Annotated in this window: 16 protein-coding genes and 4 pseudogenes; 12 read left to right on the top strand and 8 right to left on the bottom strand. The window is 66.5% G+C overall.

What is annotated here, in order from left to right:
- Window positions 1–38: 38 nt before the first annotated feature.
- Window positions 39–755: pseudogene (locus ACFTWF_RS24625) on the bottom strand (helix-hairpin-helix domain-containing protein); the annotation flags it as partial.
- Between the two features lie 220 nt (window positions 756–975).
- Between ACFTWF_RS24625 and ACFTWF_RS24620 the strand changes: the two are divergent.
- The 4 genes from ACFTWF_RS24620 to ACFTWF_RS24605 all read left to right on the top strand — a co-directional run bounded on the left by ACFTWF_RS24620 (window position 976) and on the right by ACFTWF_RS24605 (window position 3,175).
- Window positions 976–1,443 carry a hypothetical protein gene (locus ACFTWF_RS24620; protein WP_378463774.1) on the top strand — a complete coding sequence of 156 codons (468 nt, stop codon included), beginning with the start codon at window positions 976–978 and terminating at the stop codon, window positions 1,441–1,443.
- A complete protein-coding gene (locus ACFTWF_RS24615; protein WP_378463773.1) occupies window positions 1,440–1,793 on the top strand; it encodes a hypothetical protein in 354 nt (117 codons plus the stop codon). Before ACFTWF_RS24620 ends, ACFTWF_RS24615 begins: the two co-directional genes overlap by 4 nt.
- Before the next feature lie 75 nt (window positions 1,794–1,868).
- Entirely contained in the window at window positions 1,869–2,555 is a 687-nt protein-coding gene (locus tag ACFTWF_RS24610) for an IS6 family transposase (RefSeq protein ID WP_378463772.1), read from the top strand.
- A 197-nt stretch (window positions 2,556–2,752) separates the two neighbouring features.
- A complete protein-coding gene (locus tag ACFTWF_RS24605) occupies window positions 2,753–3,175 on the top strand; it encodes a nitroreductase family deazaflavin-dependent oxidoreductase (RefSeq protein WP_378463771.1) in 423 nt (140 codons plus the stop codon).
- Between the two features lie 72 nt (window positions 3,176–3,247).
- Here ACFTWF_RS24605 and ppsA read toward each other — a convergent pair whose 3' ends face one another.
- Window positions 3,248–5,629, bottom strand: a complete 2,382-nt coding sequence (gene ppsA, locus ACFTWF_RS24600; protein WP_378463770.1) for a phosphoenolpyruvate synthase — start codon at window positions 5,627–5,629, stop codon at window positions 3,248–3,250.
- 11 nt (window positions 5,630–5,640) lie between these two features.
- On the bottom strand, window positions 5,641–6,471 hold the full coding sequence (locus ACFTWF_RS24595; RefSeq protein WP_378463826.1) for a pyruvate, water dikinase regulatory protein: 831 nt from the start codon (window positions 6,469–6,471) through the stop codon (window positions 5,641–5,643).
- A gap of 485 nt (window positions 6,472–6,956) precedes the next feature.
- Between ACFTWF_RS24595 and ACFTWF_RS24590 the strand changes: the two are divergent.
- Window positions 6,957–7,225: pseudogene (locus ACFTWF_RS24590) on the top strand (NRDE family protein); the annotation flags it as partial.
- Between the two features lie 48 nt (window positions 7,226–7,273).
- Window positions 7,274–7,675 (top strand): Rieske 2Fe-2S domain-containing protein, encoded by a 402-nt coding sequence (locus ACFTWF_RS24585; protein ID WP_378463825.1) that lies wholly within the window; start codon window positions 7,274–7,276, stop codon window positions 7,673–7,675.
- Between the two features lie 111 nt (window positions 7,676–7,786).
- On the opposite strand, the gene ACFTWF_RS24580 is transcribed toward ACFTWF_RS24585, so the two are convergent.
- Entirely contained in the window at window positions 7,787–8,020 is a 234-nt protein-coding gene (locus ACFTWF_RS24580; RefSeq protein WP_378463769.1) for a Rho termination factor N-terminal domain-containing protein, read from the bottom strand.
- A 610-nt stretch (window positions 8,021–8,630) separates the two neighbouring features.
- On the bottom strand, window positions 8,631–9,086 hold the full coding sequence (locus ACFTWF_RS24575; protein ID WP_378463824.1) for a hypothetical protein: 456 nt from the start codon (window positions 9,084–9,086) through the stop codon (window positions 8,631–8,633).
- A 301-nt stretch (window positions 9,087–9,387) separates the two neighbouring features.
- On the opposite strand from ACFTWF_RS24575, the gene ACFTWF_RS24570 reads away from it, so the two are divergent.
- The 4 genes from ACFTWF_RS24570 (at window position 9,388) to ACFTWF_RS24555 (ending at window position 13,545) form a co-directional block, all read left to right on the top strand.
- Window positions 9,388–9,537: a hypothetical protein gene (locus ACFTWF_RS24570; RefSeq protein WP_378463768.1), complete on the top strand. Its 150-nt coding sequence runs from the start codon at window positions 9,388–9,390 to the stop codon at window positions 9,535–9,537.
- A gap of 440 nt (window positions 9,538–9,977) precedes the next feature.
- Entirely contained in the window at window positions 9,978–10,685 is a 708-nt protein-coding gene (locus ACFTWF_RS24565) for a cutinase family protein (RefSeq protein ID WP_378463767.1), read from the top strand.
- 1,184 nt (window positions 10,686–11,869) lie between these two features.
- Window positions 11,870–13,057, top strand: a complete 1,188-nt coding sequence (locus ACFTWF_RS24560) for a histone-like nucleoid-structuring protein Lsr2 (protein WP_378463766.1) — start codon at window positions 11,870–11,872, stop codon at window positions 13,055–13,057.
- 284 nt (window positions 13,058–13,341) lie between these two features.
- Window positions 13,342–13,545 carry a hypothetical protein gene (locus tag ACFTWF_RS24555; protein WP_378463765.1) on the top strand — a complete coding sequence of 68 codons (204 nt, stop codon included), beginning with the start codon at window positions 13,342–13,344 and terminating at the stop codon, window positions 13,543–13,545.
- A 1,328-nt stretch (window positions 13,546–14,873) separates the two neighbouring features.
- Here the strand turns inward: ACFTWF_RS24555 and ACFTWF_RS24550 are convergent.
- The 3 genes from ACFTWF_RS24550 to ACFTWF_RS24540 all read right to left on the bottom strand — a co-directional run bounded on the left by ACFTWF_RS24550 (window position 14,874) and on the right by ACFTWF_RS24540 (window position 17,443).
- A complete protein-coding gene (locus ACFTWF_RS24550; protein ID WP_378463764.1) occupies window positions 14,874–15,674 on the bottom strand; it encodes an ANTAR domain-containing response regulator in 801 nt (266 codons plus the stop codon).
- The gene (locus ACFTWF_RS24545) at window positions 15,671–16,201 is read right to left on the bottom strand and encodes a hypothetical protein (RefSeq protein WP_378463763.1); all 531 of its coding nucleotides are present in this window, start codon (window positions 16,199–16,201) and stop codon (window positions 15,671–15,673) included. Before ACFTWF_RS24545 ends, ACFTWF_RS24550 begins: the two co-directional genes overlap by 4 nt.
- Window positions 16,202–17,089: 888 nt before the next feature.
- The gene (locus ACFTWF_RS24540; RefSeq protein ID WP_378463762.1) at window positions 17,090–17,443 is read right to left on the bottom strand and encodes a hypothetical protein; all 354 of its coding nucleotides are present in this window, start codon (window positions 17,441–17,443) and stop codon (window positions 17,090–17,092) included.
- 527 nt (window positions 17,444–17,970) lie between these two features.
- Between ACFTWF_RS24540 and ACFTWF_RS24535 the strand changes: the two are divergent.
- Both ACFTWF_RS24535 and phoU read left to right on the top strand, forming a co-directional pair.
- Window positions 17,971–18,405, top strand: a pseudogene (locus ACFTWF_RS24535) (hypothetical protein); the annotation flags it as partial.
- Window positions 18,348–18,995 (top strand): annotated as a pseudogene (phoU, locus tag ACFTWF_RS24530) (phosphate signaling complex protein PhoU). The pseudogenes ACFTWF_RS24535 and phoU, both read left to right, overlap by 58 nt.
- The last annotated feature ends 1,191 nt before the right edge of the window (window positions 18,996–20,186 follow it).

Below are 20,186 nucleotides of genomic sequence, written 5' to 3'. Positions count from 1 at the left end.
TCGGTGATCAGGTTGGGTTCGGGCAGGTAGCAGTACCCGTTGTCGGTGGCCTGCGAGAGGGTGTACTGCAGCCCGGCCTTGATCCGGTCGGGGCTCTCGTGCGGTATCCCGACCGCGTGGGCGATGGTGTCGGCGGTCTTGAACCCGATGCCCCACACGTCGGAGGCGAGCCGGTACGGCTGTGCGCGGACGACACCGATGGAGGCGTCGCCGTAGTTCTTGTAGATCCGTACCGCCAGCGATGTGGACACCTCCACCCCCTGCAGGAACACCGTCACCTCTTTGATCGCCTTCTGCTCCTCCCACGCAGCGGCGATTTTCTGGGTGCGTTTGGGGCCGAGCCCGTGCACCTCGATCAGCCGCTGCGGTTGGTGTTCGATGATGGTCAGGATGTCGAGACCGAAGTGGGTGACCATGCGTTCGGCCATCATCGGGCCGATCCCCTTGATCAGCCCGGAGCCGAGGTACCGGCGAATGCCCGCGATGGTGGCGGGCAGCACGGTGGTGTAGGAGCGCACCTGGAACTGCTTGCCGTACTTGGCGTGGTGGCTCCACTGACCGGTCAGCCGCACGCTCTCACCGATCTGGGCACCGAGCAGCGGTCCGACCACGGTCACCAGATCCGGGCCGGACCGCTCGGTGGCCAGGCGGGCGATGGCGTAGCCGGTGTCTTCGTTGGCGTAGGTGATCCGCTCTAGCACCCCCTCCACCACCGCCTGGTGTGCGGTATCGGGCGAAGATCGCGCAGCGGGCATGGTCATCATTGTGCCGGGTGTGACCGACGTGGTCAGCCGTGGTGCGTGGCCCGCGAGGGGTCCCGTCCTGACGGTGCCGGAACCGAAACCGGGGAGTGGGTGGTCCTTTGACTATTGCCGGCGGGGACGGGTGTGGGGGTGTGCTGCAGCCGCGGTGGGGCAGCCCACGCTGTCGCGCTGCTGCCTTGCCGACCGGGTACTTTGAAAGTAGATTGAAAGTATGTCTGTGGGTGAGGTGCCGTTCTCGGATATCCAGAACAAGGGGAAGGCGACGTTGTCGGAGTGGCAGCGGTCGGGGGCGCGGCCGTTGCGGGTGACGCGGCGCGACGACGAGGATCTGGTGTTGATGACGGCGGTACGGGCGGATCAGGAGCGGGAGGTGTTCGCGGCGGCGACGGCGATGGTCGACGCCCTGCTGCACTCCGATGACGGCGTTCTGGTCCGCAAAGTGGTCGCAGCGGCGTTCCCGTGGGTGAGCTACCTGTCGTCCGAGGAGCTCGTTGACTTCGTCGACGAACTGATCGCGTCGCTACGGGCGGGTTCCTCGCTCGATAATCCGGCTCCACCGGCCCGCACGATCGAGACGTGGCGCCACACGGCGGAGGTGTACGCAGATCCGGAGCTCGCCCGGATCCTGTCGACGCCGTCCGAGGGTGATGTCGGGGCCGTGCCGGTGCCGGAGCTGTGAGCCCGAAGCGGGGTGAGCGGGTCGCGCCGCCGGCCGCGGGGGAGCTGTGGGAGCTGAGGTTCGCGACCAGTGAGGCGGCGAAGGGATGGGACGAGCTGTGCCGGCAGGTGCCGGCGAACACACTGGTGGCGTACGAGGAGATGCGACGCCGCACGGTCGCGGGGGAGTCGACGACGCGCCATCTCCGGTTGAAGGGCAAGCTCGCGACCGGGGTGCACGACGGCGTCGAGATGGAACAGTGGCAGTACGAGGTCACCGCCGGCGGCCGCATCTGGTACGTGATGGCCATCGAGCACCGTATGTTGTGGCTGAAGCATGCGGGCACAGGGCACCCCAAACGGACCGAATAGTGTTGCCATTGTGCTGAATGGCACTGTCACGTTGGTGAACGCGGCAAACTGGGAGAATGCGGCGGGACCACCCCAATGCCATCGTACAAAGGCCACCGCTACCCGGGCGAGATCATCAACCACTGCGTGTGGTTGTACTTCCGGTTCCCGCTCAGCTTCCGTGAAGTCGCGGAGACGATGCTCGAACGCGGTGTGGTGGTCAGCTACGAGACGATCCGGCGGTGGTGCGCCAAGTTCGGGCAGACCTACGCCAACCAACTGCGCCGACGGCGAGTGCGGCCCGGTGACAAGTGGCACCTCGACGAGGTCTTCCTCCGTATCAACGGCACCCAGCACTATCTGTGGCGGGCGGTCGACCAGGACGGCAACGTGCTCGACGTGCTGATCCAGTCGCGCCGAAACGCGGTGGCAGCCAGAAAGTTCTTCCGCCGCCTGCTCAAAGGACTGGAGTATGTGCCGCGGGTACTGGTCACCGACAAACTGGGCAGCTACGCCGTCGCGCACTGCGAGCTGCTGGGCTCGGTCGAGCATCGCCGCTCGAAGTATCTGAACAATCGGGCCGAGCACTCGCACCAACCGACCCGGCAACGCGAGCGGGCGATGAAACGGTTCACATCACCCAGGCATGCGCAACGGTTCCTGTCCGCGTTCAGCGGCATCTCACCGCATTTCCACCGGCTCTCGGCACCCGAATGGCGTACCGAGATGGCCGACCGCTTCGCGGTCTGGCGGGAGGTCACCGCGACCGAGGTCGCCGCCTGAAAGATAACAATCCGACAGACTTCCGCAACTCCGAAACCAACTGCGCCGCTGTCCCTTTCAATCAACTTGACAGTGCCCACCACCAACCCGATTGACGCCGGCACGGGTTCGTCGAGGGTTTTGGCGCACCCGCGCGACGACGCCCGTTCCGGCCTGGCCATGGAATGGCGAGCGCCTCGGAGGCGTTGGCGATGAGTATGAGCGATCAGCCAGAACTCAGCCCCGAGGGGTGGGTACGTGACCAGACCGAGAAGATCCTGGAACAGGGTACGACCGACGGCGTCCAGGTGTTGGACCGTCCGATCGTCCTGTTTACCACCACCGGGGCGAAGTCCGGCAAGAAGCGCTACGTCCCGTTGATGCGGGTCGAGGAGAACGGCAGGTACGCGATGGTTGCGTCCAAGGGCGGCGCACCCGGCCACCCGTCGTGGTACTTCAATGTGAAGGCGCACCCGCAGATCTCGGTGCAGGACGGGGCGACGGTTCGCGACCTCACCGCGCGTGAGATCGACGGCGTCGAGCGCGAGCACTGGTGGGAGCTGGCGGTAGCCGCTTTTCCGCCGTATGCGGAGTACCAGACCGAGACCGAACGACGGATCCCGGTCTTCGTGCTCGAGTGACCTGCCGTCGCGGCTGAAGGACCGTCACTTCCAACGCACTCCGCGGCGCGAAGTGCGTTGGGAGCGGTCGGTTCAGCCGAGTGCGGCCAAGCGTGTCCAGGTGTCGACGACGGTGTCCGGGTTCAGCGACATGGACTCGATGCCCTGTTCGAGCAACCATTCGGCGAGATCGACATGGTCGCTGGGCCCCTGCCCGCAGATACCCACGTACTTGCCGCGCGCCTTGCACGCCGAGATCGCCGCTGCGAGCATGTGCTTCACAGCGGGGTCACGTTCGTCGAAGGAGTCTGCGACGAGCGCGGAATCGCGGTCGAGCCCGAGCGTCAACTGCGTCATGTCGTTCGATCCGATGGAGAACCCGTCGAAGTGGTCCAGGAACGCGTCGGCGATGACCGCGTTCGAAGGCACCTCGCACATCATGATGACCTCGAGTCCGTTCTCGCCGCGGCGAAGGCCGTGCGAGGCCAGCAGCGAGATGACACCTTCGGCCTCGGTGAGGGTTCGGACGAACGGGATCATGATCTTGACGTTGGTCAGGCCCATCTCGTCGCGGACGTAGTTCAGTGCGGCGCATTCCATGGCGAAACAGTCGGCGAAGTCCTTCGACAGGTACCGCGACGCGCCGCGGTAGCCGATCATCGGGTTCTCCTCCTCGGGCTCGTAGAGTTCGCCGCCGACGAGCTTCGCGTACTCGTTGGACTTGAAGTCCGACATGCGGACGATCACCGGATGCGGCGCGAAGGCTGCCGCGATCGTCGCGACGCCCTCGGCGACCCGGTCCACGAAGAACTCGCGGGCGCCCGGATAGGCGGCGATCGCCTCACCGATCTGTTCCTTCAGCGGCCCGTCGAGGGTGTCGAAGTCGAGCAGGGCCTTCGGGTGGATACCGATTTGGCGGTTGATGATGAACTCGAGGCGCGCGAGTCCGACACCACTGTTCGGCAGGCGGGAGAATGCGAACGCCTGTTCAGGGGTACCGACGTTCATCATGATCTTGGTGCTGATCTCGGGCATCGCCTCGATCGAGGACTCGGTGACGTCGAAGTCGAGCAGCCCTTCGTACACGTAACCGGTGTCGCCCTCCGCGCACGAGACCGTCACCTCGCGACCGGCGGTGAGCGACCGCGTGGCCCCACCGGTACCGACGACGGCGGGAATGCCCAGTTCGCGCGCGATGATCGCGGCGTGACAGGTGCGGCCACCGCGGTTGGTGACGATGGCGCTGGCACGCTTCATGATCGGCTCCCAGTCGGGGTCGGTCATGTCCGCGACGAGCACCTCACCGGCCTGGAACTCGTGCATCTGTTCCACCGATTCGAGCACCCGGACGGCGCCGGCTCCGATGCGGGCGCCGATCGCCCGGCCTTCGACGAGGACCGTGCCGGTCTCGTTGAGCCGGAACCGCTGCTGGCCGGTCACCGCGGCCCGCGACTGCACGGTCTCCGGACGCGCCTGCAGGATGTACAGCTCGCCGTCGACGCCGTCCTTGCCCCACTCGATGTCCATCGGACGCCCATAGTGCTCCTCGATCAGCAGCGCCTGGCGGGCGAGCGCCTCGACCTCCGCGTCGGTGAGGCTCAGCAGTCGCCGATCCACGGGCTCGACGTCGACGAACTCCGTCGTCCGGCCGACCGAGCGGTCGGCGGTGTAGACCATCTTGGTCGCTTTCGATCCGACGCCGCGCTTGAGAACCGCAGGACGGCCCGCGCGCAGGGCAGGCTTGTACACGTAGAACTCGTCGGGGTTCACCGCACCCTGGACGACGGCCTCACCCAGGCCGTACGAGGAAGTCACGAACACAGCGTCGGCGAAGCCCGACTCTGTGTCGATGGTGAACATGACCCCGGACGTGCCGATGTCGGAGCGCACCATCTTCTGCACGCCCGCGGACAGAGCGACGGCGTCGTGGTCGAACTTGTGGTGCACCCGGTACGCGATGGCGCGATCGTTGTACAGCGACGCGAACACCTCGTGCATCGCCTGCAGGATCGCGTCGATGCCACGCACATTGAGGAAGGTCTCCTGCTGCCCGGCGAAGGACGCGTCCGGAAGGTCCTCGGCGGTCGCACTGGACCGCACGGCGAACGACGCGTCGTCCGATCCGCCCGACAGCTCCGCGTACGCCGTCCGGATGTCGGCCTCGAGATCGGTCGGGAACGGCTGCTCCATGACCGCCGCACGGATCTCACGGCCCGCCTCGGCCAGCGCCTGCACGTCGTCGGTGTCGAGGGCGGCGAGCCGCGCGCTGATCTTCTCGGCCAGGACGGTGCCCGCAGCGCTCGGTTGATTCACGAATCGGCGGAACGCGTCGGCGGTCGTCGCGAAGCCGTTGGGGACCCGGACCCCGACGTTGGTCAGGTTGCGGACCATCTCGCCCAGAGACGCGTTCTTGCCGCCGACCTGCTCGAGATCGGCGAGGCCGAGGTCGGCGAACCATCGGACGTTGCTGTTCATGGACGGGCTCCTCAATCGTGACGGTGGGCCCTGCGTGCGAGCACTTGCAGGATGAGTGTGGACATTTCTTCGACGGATTTGGCCGACGAGTCGATGACGGGCAGGTCGTGCGTACGGTACAGCTCCTCCGCACGCTTGAGTTCGTAAGCGCACTGGCGCAGCGACGCGTACGTCGAGTCTGGGCGACGTTCCGTCCGGACCGCGCTGAGACGAGCCGCGGTGGTGATTATCCCGAAGCAGCGGTCCTGCAGATGCAGGATGGGGCGTGGCAGATCGGTGCTCACCAGATCCTCGTCGACCAGAGGGTAGTTCGCGACACGAAGTCCGTGTTGCAGTGCGAGGTACATGGTCGTCGGGGTCTTGCCGCAGCGCGACGGCGCAACCAGGATCACCTCGGCCTTGTCCAGCGTGCGGACGCTTTGGCCGTCGTCGTGTTCGATCGCGTACTCGACGGCCTGCATACGCGCGTTGTAGCGCTTGACATCGCCCACGCCGTGCAGGCGCGCGGGGGTCCGGGCGCCCCGGGTGCCGAGGATGGACTCGACCTGCTGCATGTGCATGTCGAAGAAGTCGATCACAGGTGCGCGGGTCCGCTGCAACTCGTGACGAACGTCATCGAGCGCGGCCGTGACGAACACCAGGGGTGTCATGCCGCGGTCCATCGTGGCGTCGATCCTGCGCACGACCTCGCGGGCGTCGTCGGGCGTGGTGATGAACGGGATCAGTGTCCGCTCGAACCGGTGGTCGGGAAAGTGCAGGAGCAGGGCGTTGCCCATGGTCTCCGCGCTGATCCCGGTGCTGTCCGAGAGGAAGAAAACCGGGATCGTGTCACCGGCATACATCTCAGTCACCGGTCCATTCCTATCGTCGCCGTCACACGGTGGGCTCCATCTTTTCCTAGACGCTTTTCGAGCTGTCAGGCAGGTCGCGTAACGGGCCGTTGATGAGGTGTTCACGGAGGTCGCGGAGCATCTCCACGTCGCGGACGCTGCACCTTCACCGCGACGCAGCGATCTCGACGACCTTCGCCCGCTCGGGCGGCCGGTCGGAGACGTGGTGAGGACGGCACTCGTTCCACGAGCTCGGCCGGGGGAACAGCCCGACCACGGTCCGACACCCCGGCCTCGTCGCCGGCCACGGTGTCTGTCCGTCGGTCAGGGCGACGATCACGTCGGGTCGACCGGCGCCGCGGGCTACCCGGTCGAAGTCGGCGCGAAGGTCCGTTCCGCCGCCCCCTGCCAGCGGTATGTCCTCGGCCGGCACAGGGGGCGCACGGCTACGCTCGGGCCTGCAACCGTTCAGCCGAGGGTGACGAAAAGACGTCCGCATGTGCCTGGTCCTGTTCGCCTGGCATACCCGCCCCGACCTCCCCCTTGTCGTCGCGGCCAACCGCGACGAGTTCTACGCCCGCCCCACCGAACCGCTGCACCGTTGAGACGACGGCGTCGTCGCGGGCCGCGATCTGCTGGCAGGGGGACGTGGATGGGCATCGCCGACACGCTGCGGTTCGCGGCCGTCACCAACGTCCGCGACGGTGCCCCCGCGACCGGGGCCCGGTCCCGCCGGGCCCTGGCCGTCGACTACCTCCGCGGCCGGTCGGGGTCGACACCACCGCGTTCTCCACCCTCCCGTCGGACTGGACCGATGCGGCCCCGGAAAGTGCCCTGCGTCGGCAGGGGTATGGTTTCCGTGCTGGTCGGCACCGTATCGGTGCTCTTGGTGAACCGCCCGGCCGGCGTCGTCGCGCTGAGCAACCGATGCACCCATCGGGGTGCTCCGTTGGGCGAGGGTTCCCTTCAGGATGGGTGCCTCGAATGCCCGTGGCACGGCAGCCGATTAGGTGTCGCGGACGGTCGGGTTGGAGAGGGCCAGCGACCCGGCCGCAACAGGTGTACGACACCCGAGTGCGTGACGGACGGATCCAAGTCCGGCAAACCGACGAACAGCGGACGCTCCGCACCAACCCTGTTGCCAGTGGCAACGAGTGACGGTGCGAAGTCGGCGGTCTGGACTCCGCAGCGCGGACGAATCGGCTACGCCGACTGACAGATCCACCGGAAGGCCGCTCCAGGCGCCACTATTCGACGCGTCGTGACCGTGCGCTGCGGTAGACCCTGGACCAAATTTGATCGGGTGCGTCCGTACGGGTGGAGGGCATCAATGGTTGCGTAGCGCGTCGATCAATTCACTCTTCCGTTTCGACGAATACCCCGACAAACCGACCTCTTTCGCCTTCTTCTTCAGCTCGTCCACGGTCCAGTCCTCGTAGGACGACGACTTGCCGCCTTTACGGCCGGTGCCGGATCGGCCACGGTTGGCGGCGGAGTTCGCGATCCGCGCCGCCTTCTCTTTCGACGCGCCATGTGGGGCAATCGTGGTTGCTCTCCTCATCACGGGTATGTTCACCGCTCCCCGGGTGTTTCATATCGACCCGTGCGACTCCGCTCTCCCGTTCGCGTCCGAGCTGGGACTACATCTTTCCGACGACGACGATGTGGTCTCCTGCGAATGGCACTCGAGCTTCCCGGACTCGTCCGGACTGTCATGGTGCGCACGGCATCACACGCCACGCGAGAGGCCTTGCTAGAACGGTCCGGTGTCAGCGAGGAGATTGACCGACGCAGAGTAAGCCTGGGCGACGGCCCGTTTCGCGAAGAGATCCGCAGACCGAACCTCGAGGTCGCGTCGGCGAGGTGCAGTTCTCGGATGACGACCACTGCGGAGATGACGCGTTGTGCGATCTCCGGGCTCGGGATGAGCGCGATCCCGCACCAGGTCTCGAGGAGGGTGATCAGCTCCGATTCGGCGGTGTAGCAGGTTCCGTCGGGGCCGGGAAGGTCGAAGCGGCCCCCGAGGCTGGTGCCGAACCACCACGGGCCGAACTTGGCCCCGTGGGTGCGGTACGTCGTGGTGCCGGCGGGCACGGTGCACACAGGGAACCGTCCCCGGAGTGTGTCCGGGGACGGTGGAGCGGCGAGGTGTTGCCTCGCGCGGGAAGCGCTCACGAAGCCAACCGTTCCGCTGCCTGCCGGGCGAGCGCGACGACGTCGGCGGTGTCGCCGTCGAGGAGGGCCTGTCTCGGGGTGCGGTCGTCGAGTTCGGGTTGTGGACTCGACATCCACGAGGCGATGGTCCAGGCCTGGACGTCGGCGCGCGCCCACGCCTTCAGGACGTCTTTGATTCCCCGGATCGGGACGTGGGGCGCGGTGTCGGTCAATCCGCCCGACCAGTAGCCGATCGTCCCGTCGGCGGCCTCGAGGCGCAGGACCCGGGAGTCCCGGACGGCTTGGCTGAGGGCCTGCTTGGTCCAGCCGGTGGCGTCGACGGCCTGCTTGTGGGTCAAGATCGCGCCGATGTGGTTCTCCCATGCGCGACGGGCCTTGAGGTTCGAGAGCACGTTCTTCACCCCGGCGGCGACGTACTTGGCGTCGACGTCATCGAGTTGCTCCGCGGCCATCCCGCTGGCGGTGAGCACCGTCCGCGAGGAGGGGTGATTTCCCGGTGAGCGGGGAGCGCCCGGTCGAGTATGTCGCTCGGCGTTTGCCTTGCCCACCTCGTTCGCTGATCGGTATCGCCGCCCATGCGGAGACGCGCTGCCGGTATCGGACGTAATGGTTGTGGTTCACCCATTTGGTGTGGTGCTGGGATTGAATGGACGGCATGGGGTCGTCCGCGGTAGAAGAGCTGTGGCAGGCGTTGGCGGAGAACGATGTGGCATTGGTGTGCGTCGCGGGCCGCAGTGCCGGTCGGCGGATCTGATGACGACCGGGGATGAGGCGGTGGGGGAGCTGACGTGGCTCGCCCGACAGACGGGGGAGATCGGCGAGCAGTATCGCGGCGTGACCGACGGCGGGGGCGCCTCCGGGCTGATGTCTGCGGGGTCGGTCTGGGTGTGGTCACCTGAGTAGGCCCCAGTTCGGCCACTGATCGTCACGAGTTCCGGCCCCGGCTGAGGTGGCCGGTGGTTGCGGACGGGTGGTGCGGTGGTCAGTGCGCAGGCGGGGTTCGGGTGTCCGCGGTCGGCGAGCTGGGTTTCGGCGTCCGGTTTCGCGATCGGTTCCAAGTCGATACGGGCGTGCAGGAGATAGGCCACGGCTGTGCGGCTCTGCGGAACGTTGATGGGGATGGCCGACCGGTTCGTGGGTCGGGCGGGAAGTCACGCGACCGACTTTCTCCTTAAAGGCGAACAACCCGAGGGTGTTCCATAGCAACATCTCAAAAGCGAACTGTGCCGCGATACTTTTCAAGCCGCGTAACAGTGCCGTCACCGGTGCGGGCCACACCCAGAGTTTCCCGGGGTCGGTAAAGGAAACCTGGCCGCGTTCGCTATTGAAGTAGTGTTTACCTCATGGCGACACGTACGCTTGCTCGATTCCTGTGCACGGCGATGCTGACGTTTGCAGCGTTGCTCGGCGTACCGGTCGAACCCCCGCCCGCATCCGCCCAGCCATGTCCCGATGTCGAGGTGGCGTTCGCCCGGGGTACCGATCAGCCGGATGGCGTGGGCATCACAGGATTCTCATTCGTCGAATCGCTGCGCTTGTTCGCGGGGGCGCGGTCAATCGGGGTGTACGCCGTCAACTACCCTGCCGGTAGCAATTTTGATGACAGGCAAGCGTTTGTCCGCACCTTCGTCGACGGGATGCGGGATATGCATTCTCGGATTCAGTTCATGGCGTCAAGCTGCCCCAACACGAGGATGGTGGTCGGGGGTTACTCTCAGGGCGCGGCTGTGGCAGGGTTTGTCACCGCGGACGGAAATCCAGCCGGATTATCTACTGATCTAGGCTTACCCGGGCCGTTGTCGCCGGATGAGGCGAGCCACGTTGCCGCGGGCGTCTTTTTCGGAAAACCCTCGGACCGGTTTATGCGTGATGCAGGCAGTCCGCCGATCGTTGTCGGGTCGCTGTTCGAGCCTAAGACAATCGAGATGTGCGCTCCCGGCGACAACATCTGCGATGGTTCCCCTCTGGGGCGCCCCAATGTTGCGCACGCGTTGTATCCCGCGAACGGGATGACCATCACGGCTGCACAGTTCGCCGCCGCTCGCCTCTAGTGCCGCATCAGCACACGTAGCCGAACGCTGCGCTAGCCGCTCGAAGGCTTCGGGCTCGAGGTCGCTGAGTGGAAGGGATCGAACGTGGCTCCCGTTGTTGCGGGCGCAGCACCTGTTCCAGGTCTTTCTGAATCAGGCCGTCCTCGGTGTGCATGCCGCCTCCACAAGTCGCTTCGAGACATTGTTCGCCCGGGTATGTGCGGACCCACCCGGCCGTGGGCCCGGCGCCCCGGCGCCCGCCGCGCATCGCGGGTGGTGCGGCCGGCAGCCACCGGGATCCTCGGTCGACCCGTCGGCGTCGTGGGGATGGGGACATCGGGTCGGCGTCGACATGCGCCACGCCGAAGTGCCGGGTGCTTGGTCGAACTTCAGTGATCTCGTCGAGGGTGTCGATGAACCTCCGGGCGGCGTGATCGTGTCGGGGTCGTCGGTGAACCTGGGTGGCCTCATCGGCGATGGTCGAGCTGCGGGAAGTGCCGGCGGATCCGACGACCGCTCGCCGGCTGGTGACGAGGACGCCTGCGAGCAGATTCGCCGGTGGACAGCACCCGCAACCGGGCCTGAACGTAGTGGGTTAGGCGGCGGGGGCGGTGTTGGCGCAGGACATCCCCGGCACGGAGCGGCAGCAGATCGGGGGGCGTCGGCGTCACGTTAGGCGATCGCCGCGTACCGCGACCCTGGGGGGACGAGGATGGCGCCGACTGGGAGTGACCACACTCCACATGTGGTGGCACGGTCATGACAGTGTGTTCTTCCGGCTGCTGGGATGTGGCCGGCGCGCGCCTGCGCCGTAGGGTTCGGTACCGCTGCGATCCGAGTCCGGGAGACGCTGCACCGCCGGAATTTGCGGCGTAGTCGTCGGTGAGTAGATGATGGGCGGTAAAGCGCACGCCCGCTCTCCGTTCTGAATGCAAAAATCGTCAAAGCCGACTCGTTAAACCCCTAGCCGCCGAGCCTATTTCGGGAAGTGCTTTCGAGATTTGCCCCTGCCATGGCGAGCCACGCTCGTCGCGCATGAAGCTCGGTGCGATGTGAGTTTGACCTCCGAGAGGTCGTGTTGGTTCGCCGACATGGACAATGTCTTTAGGCCTTGAAATGTCAGTTCGGGTGAGCTTCCTCATTACCGAGACGGACCTGCCGTTACTGTGTGCGGTCGACGATTGCCGATGTAGAAGGAGAGCACGATGCCGGTATCACCGAGGAATTCCGCAGGTTCGGCGAAGAGGACGACCAAGGAGATCCGTGAGTGGGCGATCGGAGTGGGCCGTGAAGTGTCGCCCCGCGGTCGGATTTCGGCTGAGGTCGAGCGAGCTTTCCATGACGCTCAGGCAAAAACGGCGCCAGCGAGGAAGGTAGCGGCGAAATCGTCGGCTGCGAAGAAGACGGCTGCGGAGAAGGCAGTCGCCAAGAAGGTACCGGCGGCGAAGAAGAAGGCTCCGGCGAAGACAACAGCGCCGAAGGCGACGGCCGAGGAGAAGAGGGTCGCCACGAAGGCGCCGGCGAAGGGTGCGGCGGTAGTCGGCAAGGCTCCGGCGAAGGCGACGACCAAGGAGATCCGTGAGTGGGCGATCGGAGTGGGCCGTGAAGTGTCGCCCCGCGGTCGGATTTCGGCTGAGGTCGAGCGAGCCTTCCATGACGCTCAGACAAAGGAGATTCAGGCAGAAGAGATGCCGGCGAAGACGCCTGTGAAGACGCCTGTGAAGACGCCTGTGAAGAAGGTAGTTGCGGAGAACGCTCCGGCGGAGACGTCGGTCGCGAAGAAGACAGACAGGAAGACGACGGTCACGAAGACGACGGTCGCGAAGAAGGCACCGGCGGCGAAGAAGGCGGCTGCGAAGAAGGCTCCGGCGAAGACAACAGCGCCGAAGACGACGGCCGCGGAGACGACGGCCGCGGAGACGACGGCCGCGGAGACGACGGCCGTGAAGAAGAAGGTCGCGAGGAAGGCTCCGGCGAAGACGTCGGGCGCGAAGACGGCAGGGGTGAAGACGGCCGCTGTGGAGTCGGCTGTGGATGCGACGGCCGCGGAGAAGAAGGTCGCGAGGAAGGCTCCGGCGAAGACGTCGGTGGCGAAGGTGGCGGTGGCGAAGGCTGCGGCCGCAGAGAAGATGGTCGCGCGGAAGGCTCCGGCGAAGGCGACGGCGACGGCGACGGCGACGGTGGCGGAGTCGGCTGCGGAAGCGGCGGCCGTGAAGAACGCTCCGGTGACGGGAGCGGCGGCGGGTACCGCTCCGGCGGAGGCGACGACCAAGGAGATTCGCGAGTGGGCAATCGGGGAGGGCCGTGCAGTGTCCTTCCGCGGTCGGATTTCGGCCGCGATTGTGCGAGCATTCCATGACGCTGCGGCAAAGTTGCCGCTCCCGCTCGGTTGAAACGGGTGGGGGTCCGCTGATGAGCGTGACCGACCGACTCCTGTTGCCGCGGTGTGCCGTCTCGGGTGATCCCCGTGTTCGGCTCCGTGGAGGTCACCATCGAGGAGCTTGCTGAGTTGATCGAACGCCAAGTCCCTCCCCGCGGCCAGGATGCTGAGCCGCACTGACGGTGCCTCTCGTGTGTGTCGAGCGGCGCGCTCTGATGACCGCCCGCTCAGGGCGGGATGAGGCCGTGGGCGATCGAACCGGGTAGGAACACTGGTGCGTAGTGGCGGACCCACGTGGTGGCCGGGATTGAGGCGATGCAGGCGGCGGGGCTGATCCGGGCGGAACCCGATGCCCCGCGCACCGCGTCCGCGTTCATCGCGGGCATTCAGGGTGGGGTGCAGGTCCTGCGGTCGACGGGCAGTGTCGAGGATCTCGAAGCCGTCCTCGACACGCTGATCGACTACCTTCGGGGCCCGGGATCACCCGGCGTTGCCTGCTGATCTGCAGGGACGCTACCGGGAACTGGCGTGCTCGACAGCTGGCTCGCATTCCCTCGACTGGTGAGCGTGTCGACGGCCGCGGATCCTCCGAGCGGCGCAGTGCGTTGCGTTCAGCCCACCGTGGCGGTGGCTTCGCCGCCGGCGTGTGTGCCCATAACCAGCGGGTTCCCGTGACCGTGTGTAAGCGCACCGCGGCTCGAACAGTGGGAAGCGCCGGGGCGCCGATACCACGCGGCAAGTTCGGGGGCGGCGGCGGGCTTGTCAGCGACCGGATACGACGAGCGGTCGGCACGGACGGTCTGGTCGGGTCTCCCTCGACACCCGACCCTGGGCGATGATCGACTGCATACTCGGTGTGCGCGACGGGTACTCGCGTCCTACGGTGCAGCCCGGATACTGGTGTCCCGCGCTGCAGCCAGACCCTCTCCGTCGACCGCACCCACTCGGTCCCGGATAGGGCCGCCCCGGCCGCGCGCGACCGACCCCTCGTCGTACCCCATGGTCGCGCGTGACACCGGTCGCGAAAACCGGTTGCTCCTTATTCGGCGACCCCGTCGCAAACAGATCGGCGACGATAGGCCCCCGACCCAAGCGCGCTCCGTCGCGCCGCGAGCGGTCGCCATCCCGGACTCTGTGCGAGTACAGGCGTCCGATCTGAGGGGTGATGTTGCTACTACTGCAACAGATCCCCATTGGAATCTCGAGCGCGGGTAGCTGCCGATCCGGTAGCTCGGGGTGGTGCGGTACGGTCCGGATCCTCCTCCGGGAGGGGTGTCGTTCTGGTGCAGCGCGTCGGCGGGGCCGTCGAGGTCGTCGGAGCGGACCCGCACGGTCAGGTAGGACCACCGCGCCGACCAATGCTGTGGGTCCGTCAGGGATCTTGTCTCGTGGCGGGCGAAAATCGGCGCGGATCCCGGTGGTGCGTAGCGCCAGTTGCAGCAGCAGCGACGCGAAGGCGGTGACCGAGGACAGTTCGAGGGTGAGGTCTTTCTCGGCGGTGATCGGGGCGGGTGCCTGCACGCCAAGGCCGTGCTCGGATGGCCGGCCAACGGTGGCGGCGCATGCTGCATCTTTGCATAACCGGTCCCCGGGTGGGTCGAGATCATCTGCCGCGGATCATATTTCGCCATGCCGAAGGCGGTTGAACGTGCCCCGATGATGACGGCCATGACGGGCAGCTGCCCGGAGCTCTCTCCGGACTGCAACGTCGCACCACGAGGGCCTCTGCGGTCGTGATACTCGCGGACGAGATCGCCTGCGTGTCGGGTCGTTTCACGGCTGGCCGGGTGTTGCGTCACCGGGGTGCGAACGTTCGGCGGTGTCTTCGATTACCGGGGTGGTGGTGCCGTGCCGGCGCCAGCCGAGGTGCGCGCAGTGGTGGTGCACAGCATCTCGCGGGCGACGTCGTAGAGTTTGGTGTTGGTGCGCTGCGACACCGCGACCAACTGGGCGAAGGCCTCCTCCGCGTCGATGCCGTGCATTCCCATCAACACTCCTTTGGCCTGATCGATCTCCGATCGGCTGACCAGCGCGGCCTGCAGCTGCTCGACGGTCTGCCGGGAGCGATCCCACCGCCGGGCATTGGTGATCGCCGCCGACGCGGCGGTGCTCAACAACTCCATCAACTTCTCGTCGAACGGATCGAACGCGCCTTCCCGGCCGCTGTACACGTTGAACGAGCCCACCAACTCCGCCGCGTCGACGTCGCCGACGAGCAGCGGCACCGACAGGTACGCACGGATCTCGGCGGCCCGGGCGGCCGAGGTGAATTCCGGCCACCCGTCGTCGTCGTCGCCGACCCCCGCCCGCACCGGACGGCGGGTGGAGGCGGCCTGCAGGCACGGGCCCCGACCGGCCGCATACTGCGCCGCGTCGATCGGCTCCACTCCGGGGTCGGTGACCGCCATGGTAACCGGGTGTGGTTCGTCGAACCGGGTGACACTGATCGCGTCGGCGTCCGGCAGGGCGGCCACTCCGGTCCGGGCCAGCCGCAGCAACACCACCTCGAGGGCTTCGGCGGCGGCCGCCTCGCCGCGCAGCGTGTCGAGTGCCGCGGTGACGGTGTCCAACGCGAAGGTCACCGCGGTCATCGACGGATACTCCGCCGGCCCGTCCCTACCGATGGTCATGGTTTCATCCTTGCACTATTTCGAGGGTTCAGACCCTCAGCGCAGCGGACGAGCCCACGAATATCGCACACGGGTGGAGCACGTGATCGGTAACGGCCCGGCCGGCCCAGCGGCGGAGTGCTGGCGAGCGAGTCGGGTTCGCCGTGCGGATGCGGCACCACCGGAAGGGTCTCCGTCGGCGCGGTATTCGGCTCCGCGAGCAGGGCGGCGCCCTCCGCGGCGACCTGTTCCGGCTGTGCGGGGACGATCACCGGTAGGTTCAGTCGCGACTGCAGCACGGACCGCACCAACGGGATCCGGGCGCCACCCCCGATCAGCACGACGGCGTCCGGGATGCGACCCGATCGGGTGGTGACCTCCCAGGTCAGCCGGGCGGATGCCTCGATCGGCGCGGTGATCGGCGACTCGAGCAGGTCCTGGGTCAGCAGGAGCAGGCCACCGTCCCCCTGGGCACGCAGACGGCGCCGTGATCGGACAGCCGTTCCTTGGCCGGCGAGTACCCGGCCGCCTGTCTCCCAATCGCGCACCGTCCATAAATGCCTGGTGGCGTGGCGGATTTCTTCGGGAAGTCCACCACACTGGTAGCACGCATGCCAGTTACTTCCGACTGCACCCACAGCGGCGGCAACTAGTTATGGGTGCATGCCACCGCAACCGCGTTCACCGCCGACGACACCCGACTGGTGGCGGTGGTCTGGGAGGATCGCACCGGCGAGATCTGGGAGGACCCCCACACGATCTGCACCGAGCTCTGACCGTCGACTCGCCCGGGGAGCAGGACGACGACAACGTCTCTCACCTACGACGACGCCTCCGGGGAGGCAGCGGCTCGGTGAGGGGGCTGCTCAGGCATTCTAGCGGCCCGAACTCCTCCCGAAGCTGTCGGTGCACGTCGATGGTGAGCCCCGAGCTCATCGAGCCCACCAGTACCAACCGCCCCCTCGGCGTCGTACGCGCCGAGAATCAGCGCGGCGACCGACCGGCTCGAGCCGGTGAACCCGACCGCCAGCAGACTCGACGTTGTACGCAGAGCATGCTCGATCCATGCTCAGCTCCGCTGGCCTGGGAGGTAGATCGACGTCGACAGTGTCGCCACAACACTTCCATCCCAACACTCTTCGCGACAATCACCGGATTCGAGCCCATACGTTCGGCACGGCGACCGCCGCCGTCCATCGCACTGTCGCCGAGGTCCCGACGACCGATCGTTCTCACCCCGCCGGGCACAGCCTGAGGGCAGTTCCGCGGCGCCCGACGCATGGATGCGGGCCGCGATGGCGCGTGTAGTTGTCGCCGGTGGCGATTCCGGTGGTGCGTTCGATTCTGCTCGGGGATCCTCTCTCTTCGCGGGGCGATTCGCGGCCGCGAAGATGACGTCGACGGACCTTGGTCGCCGTGGTGTCTGCGGGGCTGCGTCAGGCGTACTCGCGCGCGTCCAGGGTCCCCAATGAGTTCCAGATCGCGTGGTAGCGCCTCCGGGTGAGGTCGTCGGAGCCGGCGAGGAGCGCGTCGAACAGCGACCGCGGGGAGGCGTCCCAGGACTGCACGATTGTGCCGATCTCGCGGGCGGTGACGAGGCCGGAGCGGGCGGCGGCGAGGATCCAGTCGTCGAATTGGCGTTGCCGGATCCGTACTACCGCGTCGAGGTTGAGTGGTCCGTCGCTGGCGTCGAGGGGATTCATCGCCGCCACCAGCTCATGGAGCGCCTGTTCGTGGACGGGCATGGCGGTCCGGCCCGTGCCGTGGCTGACACACTGTTCGGTGGTCATGGTGCATGCACCTCCTCCGGTGCGATTTTCCCCGGAAGGGATTTCTTAACCAGAGTGGGCGAAAGTCCTTGGAGGGGAGCATCACTGATTATCTTCACCGTTGCGCCGTTCGAGAGGACCACGAACAGCCTCGCCGGATCGATCCGCTCAGGTCCTCGTCGCCGTAACGCCGGGGTGCTGCCCGCCTCTCTCGCAGGTGGAAGGTCACGACGTCCCGAGTGCGCCGATCGCCGATCCGGGCCCGCCTCCTCGCCCGGCGCCCGGGTGCCGCGATGGGTTAGCGTGTCGGCGCAGAATGTCGGTGTGCCGGCGTCGTTGGTCGCGACTGTCGTGACCTGCACGTCCAACCCCCGGTGGTAGCCATTGCGTCGTAGTCGAACGAGATTCCCGTGCACTGATCCGACCCCCATGCAGCCCTCTCCTCCTGTGTTTTTCTCCAGCGGCAGGGTACGTGGTCGATGTGGCGAGGAGGGCATCGACGCGGCGGTGTGATGGGCCGATCGCCGGTGTAGGCGGCGTTCGCCGCCTGCACCGGCACTGCACCGGTGGAGGTGGCCTGTGCCGACAAACAACGGCATCGGCTCTCTCGCGCCGGCGATCGGACCTTGAACTCCGCCATCCATGTCGTCGCGTCACCCAGGCCCCGCACCCTGAGCAGCCTGGGTTACGAGTACTACCAGCGCAAGATCAACGACGGCAAAATGCCACGCGAAGCCGTGCTATGCCTGAAACGGCAAGTTGCCAAACGCATCTGGCGCACCATATATGACCCTTTCAGCAAGCTGACGTCGCTAACCGCTAGATGCCCCGGGTACGCCAACGAATCTCTCATCGAAGTCGCCCTCGGAATCGTCGAGAATGAACTCGACGATCGACCGGCCATGTCATGCGCCATGATGAATGCATGCGGACGAAGTTCCATGACCAGCTCGACGACCTCTTCGACCAGCTCACCTCGATGAGCCAGCTGGCCGGTGACGCCGTCATCACGAGCACCGACGCACTCAGCGCGGCCGACCTGACCCTCGCCGAGAAGGTCTTTGCCCTCAACGAGCAGATCGACTCCCTACGAACGCCGTGTGAGGACTAGGCGATGGCCCTGCTGGCGTTGCAGGCACCCGTCGCCCGGGATCTGCGGCAGGTCATCACCGGCGTCCACCTGGTGTCGGACCTGAGCCGTATGGGCGATCTCGCCGAACACATCGCCGCGAGCGTCCGCCGACGACATCCCGAGTACGTCGCGCAGGACCTCACGCAGCAACTTCTGATCCAGATGGGACGCCTCGCCGGCGAACTCGCCGCCGCCGCCGTCGAGGTGCTGCGCACCCGCGACCCAGGCCTGGCCCTCGCACTGGATGACACCGACACCCGCCTCGATGACCTGCACCGCGACCTTCTCGCCCTGATTCAAGACCCAACCTGGACAGGCAGCACCACCGAGGCCGTCGACGCCACCCTGCTGGGCCGCTTCTACGAACGCTTCGGCGACCATTGCGTCGAAGTGGGGCGCCGGGTGATCTTCCTGGCCACCGGAGAGCAGTTGCCGCAGTAGCCCTTCGCGACCCTGTCCGGGCGTTACACCTCGGGAATATCCTGGACGCGCACCGACCCTTCGCATCCCCCTCGAAGTCGCCGGTGCGATGGTCCCCGCCAGCCGAACCCCACCAAGTTCCCTGGCGGGTCCTGTTGTGTCTCCCAGGAAAAAAAGATGCGGGTCGCCGTTTCCCTCGTCGACCCCGCATCCAGTCATCCCGCCGACGGTGTTCGAACACGTCCCGCTTGACACAACAGAGGGACCCTCTCATGGCGCCGTGCGGAGCCCATGGTCGCCGAACGTGTCGTCCCCGCGGGGAGCTTCGTCCCTGCCGAGCATGACTCCTGCCGCGAGAGCGAAGAACGGCCGTGTGACCGTCGCCCGCATATCCGCCGTCCATCGTCACGTGTGGGCGCGTCGTGCCGCCGGCTCGCTCGACCAACTCGAGTGCCTCATCCTCGGGTAGCAGCACCGTCGTATCTTCTCTCCCTGTGATGTTCAAAGGGGCCACGCTCACCGCGCGATACTGTCCACACAACGTGCAGCTCAGACGATGGGGGAGATGCGATGATCGGGAATGTAGCAACCAGGCCGCCGCTCGGGAGGATCTTGACCGCCGACGAGATCGCCGGTTCGTGGCGCGGGTCGCGTACCCCACAAGCCCGGTGGTGTTGGTGGACGAAGGCACGCACGCTGCTGCCGGAGACCGCCGGCGGCCACGCGGCGGGCGACACTGATTCCGGTCCCGGTAAAGGTGGTGAAGGTAAGTCGGACAGGCGGCTGTCGCACGCATCGCGAACTGATGTGGTCTAGAAAGGACGCGTGAAAAAGCGTAAACCAACGATTCCCGAACGAGCGCAACTCGCACGCGCTGCCGTTGAATACATTGAGCACTACACCACGACGGAACCTGACGCGAGCGCTTACGAGCTGGCTTTTCGGGGACTGGGCAAAATCACGTGGTTGCATGCTCAAAGCCGGGATGGCGTAGCGGCTTACGCCGCGTCGTGTTGGACCACAGAGCAGGAACCTTATGCTGGTCAGAGCCAACTCGACCTCCAAAACTCAGAGCTTGATCGGCGAGCACAGACGCAACACAGTTGTCGGCGCGTAGCACTCGAGCGAAGTGCCGAGCTCCGCTCGCAGCGTGACGGGTGAAGCCGCACGCTCGGCGTGGAGGGTCGTTCGTCGTACTGGCCGTGATGGACG

Source organism: Rhodococcus sp. NPDC056960 (assembly GCF_042674125.1).
GTDB lineage: Bacteria > Actinomycetota > Actinomycetes > Mycobacteriales > Mycobacteriaceae > Rhodococcus_F.
The sequence above is the reverse complement of the archived record's forward strand: the minus strand, read 5'-3'. Positions and strand labels throughout refer to the sequence as shown.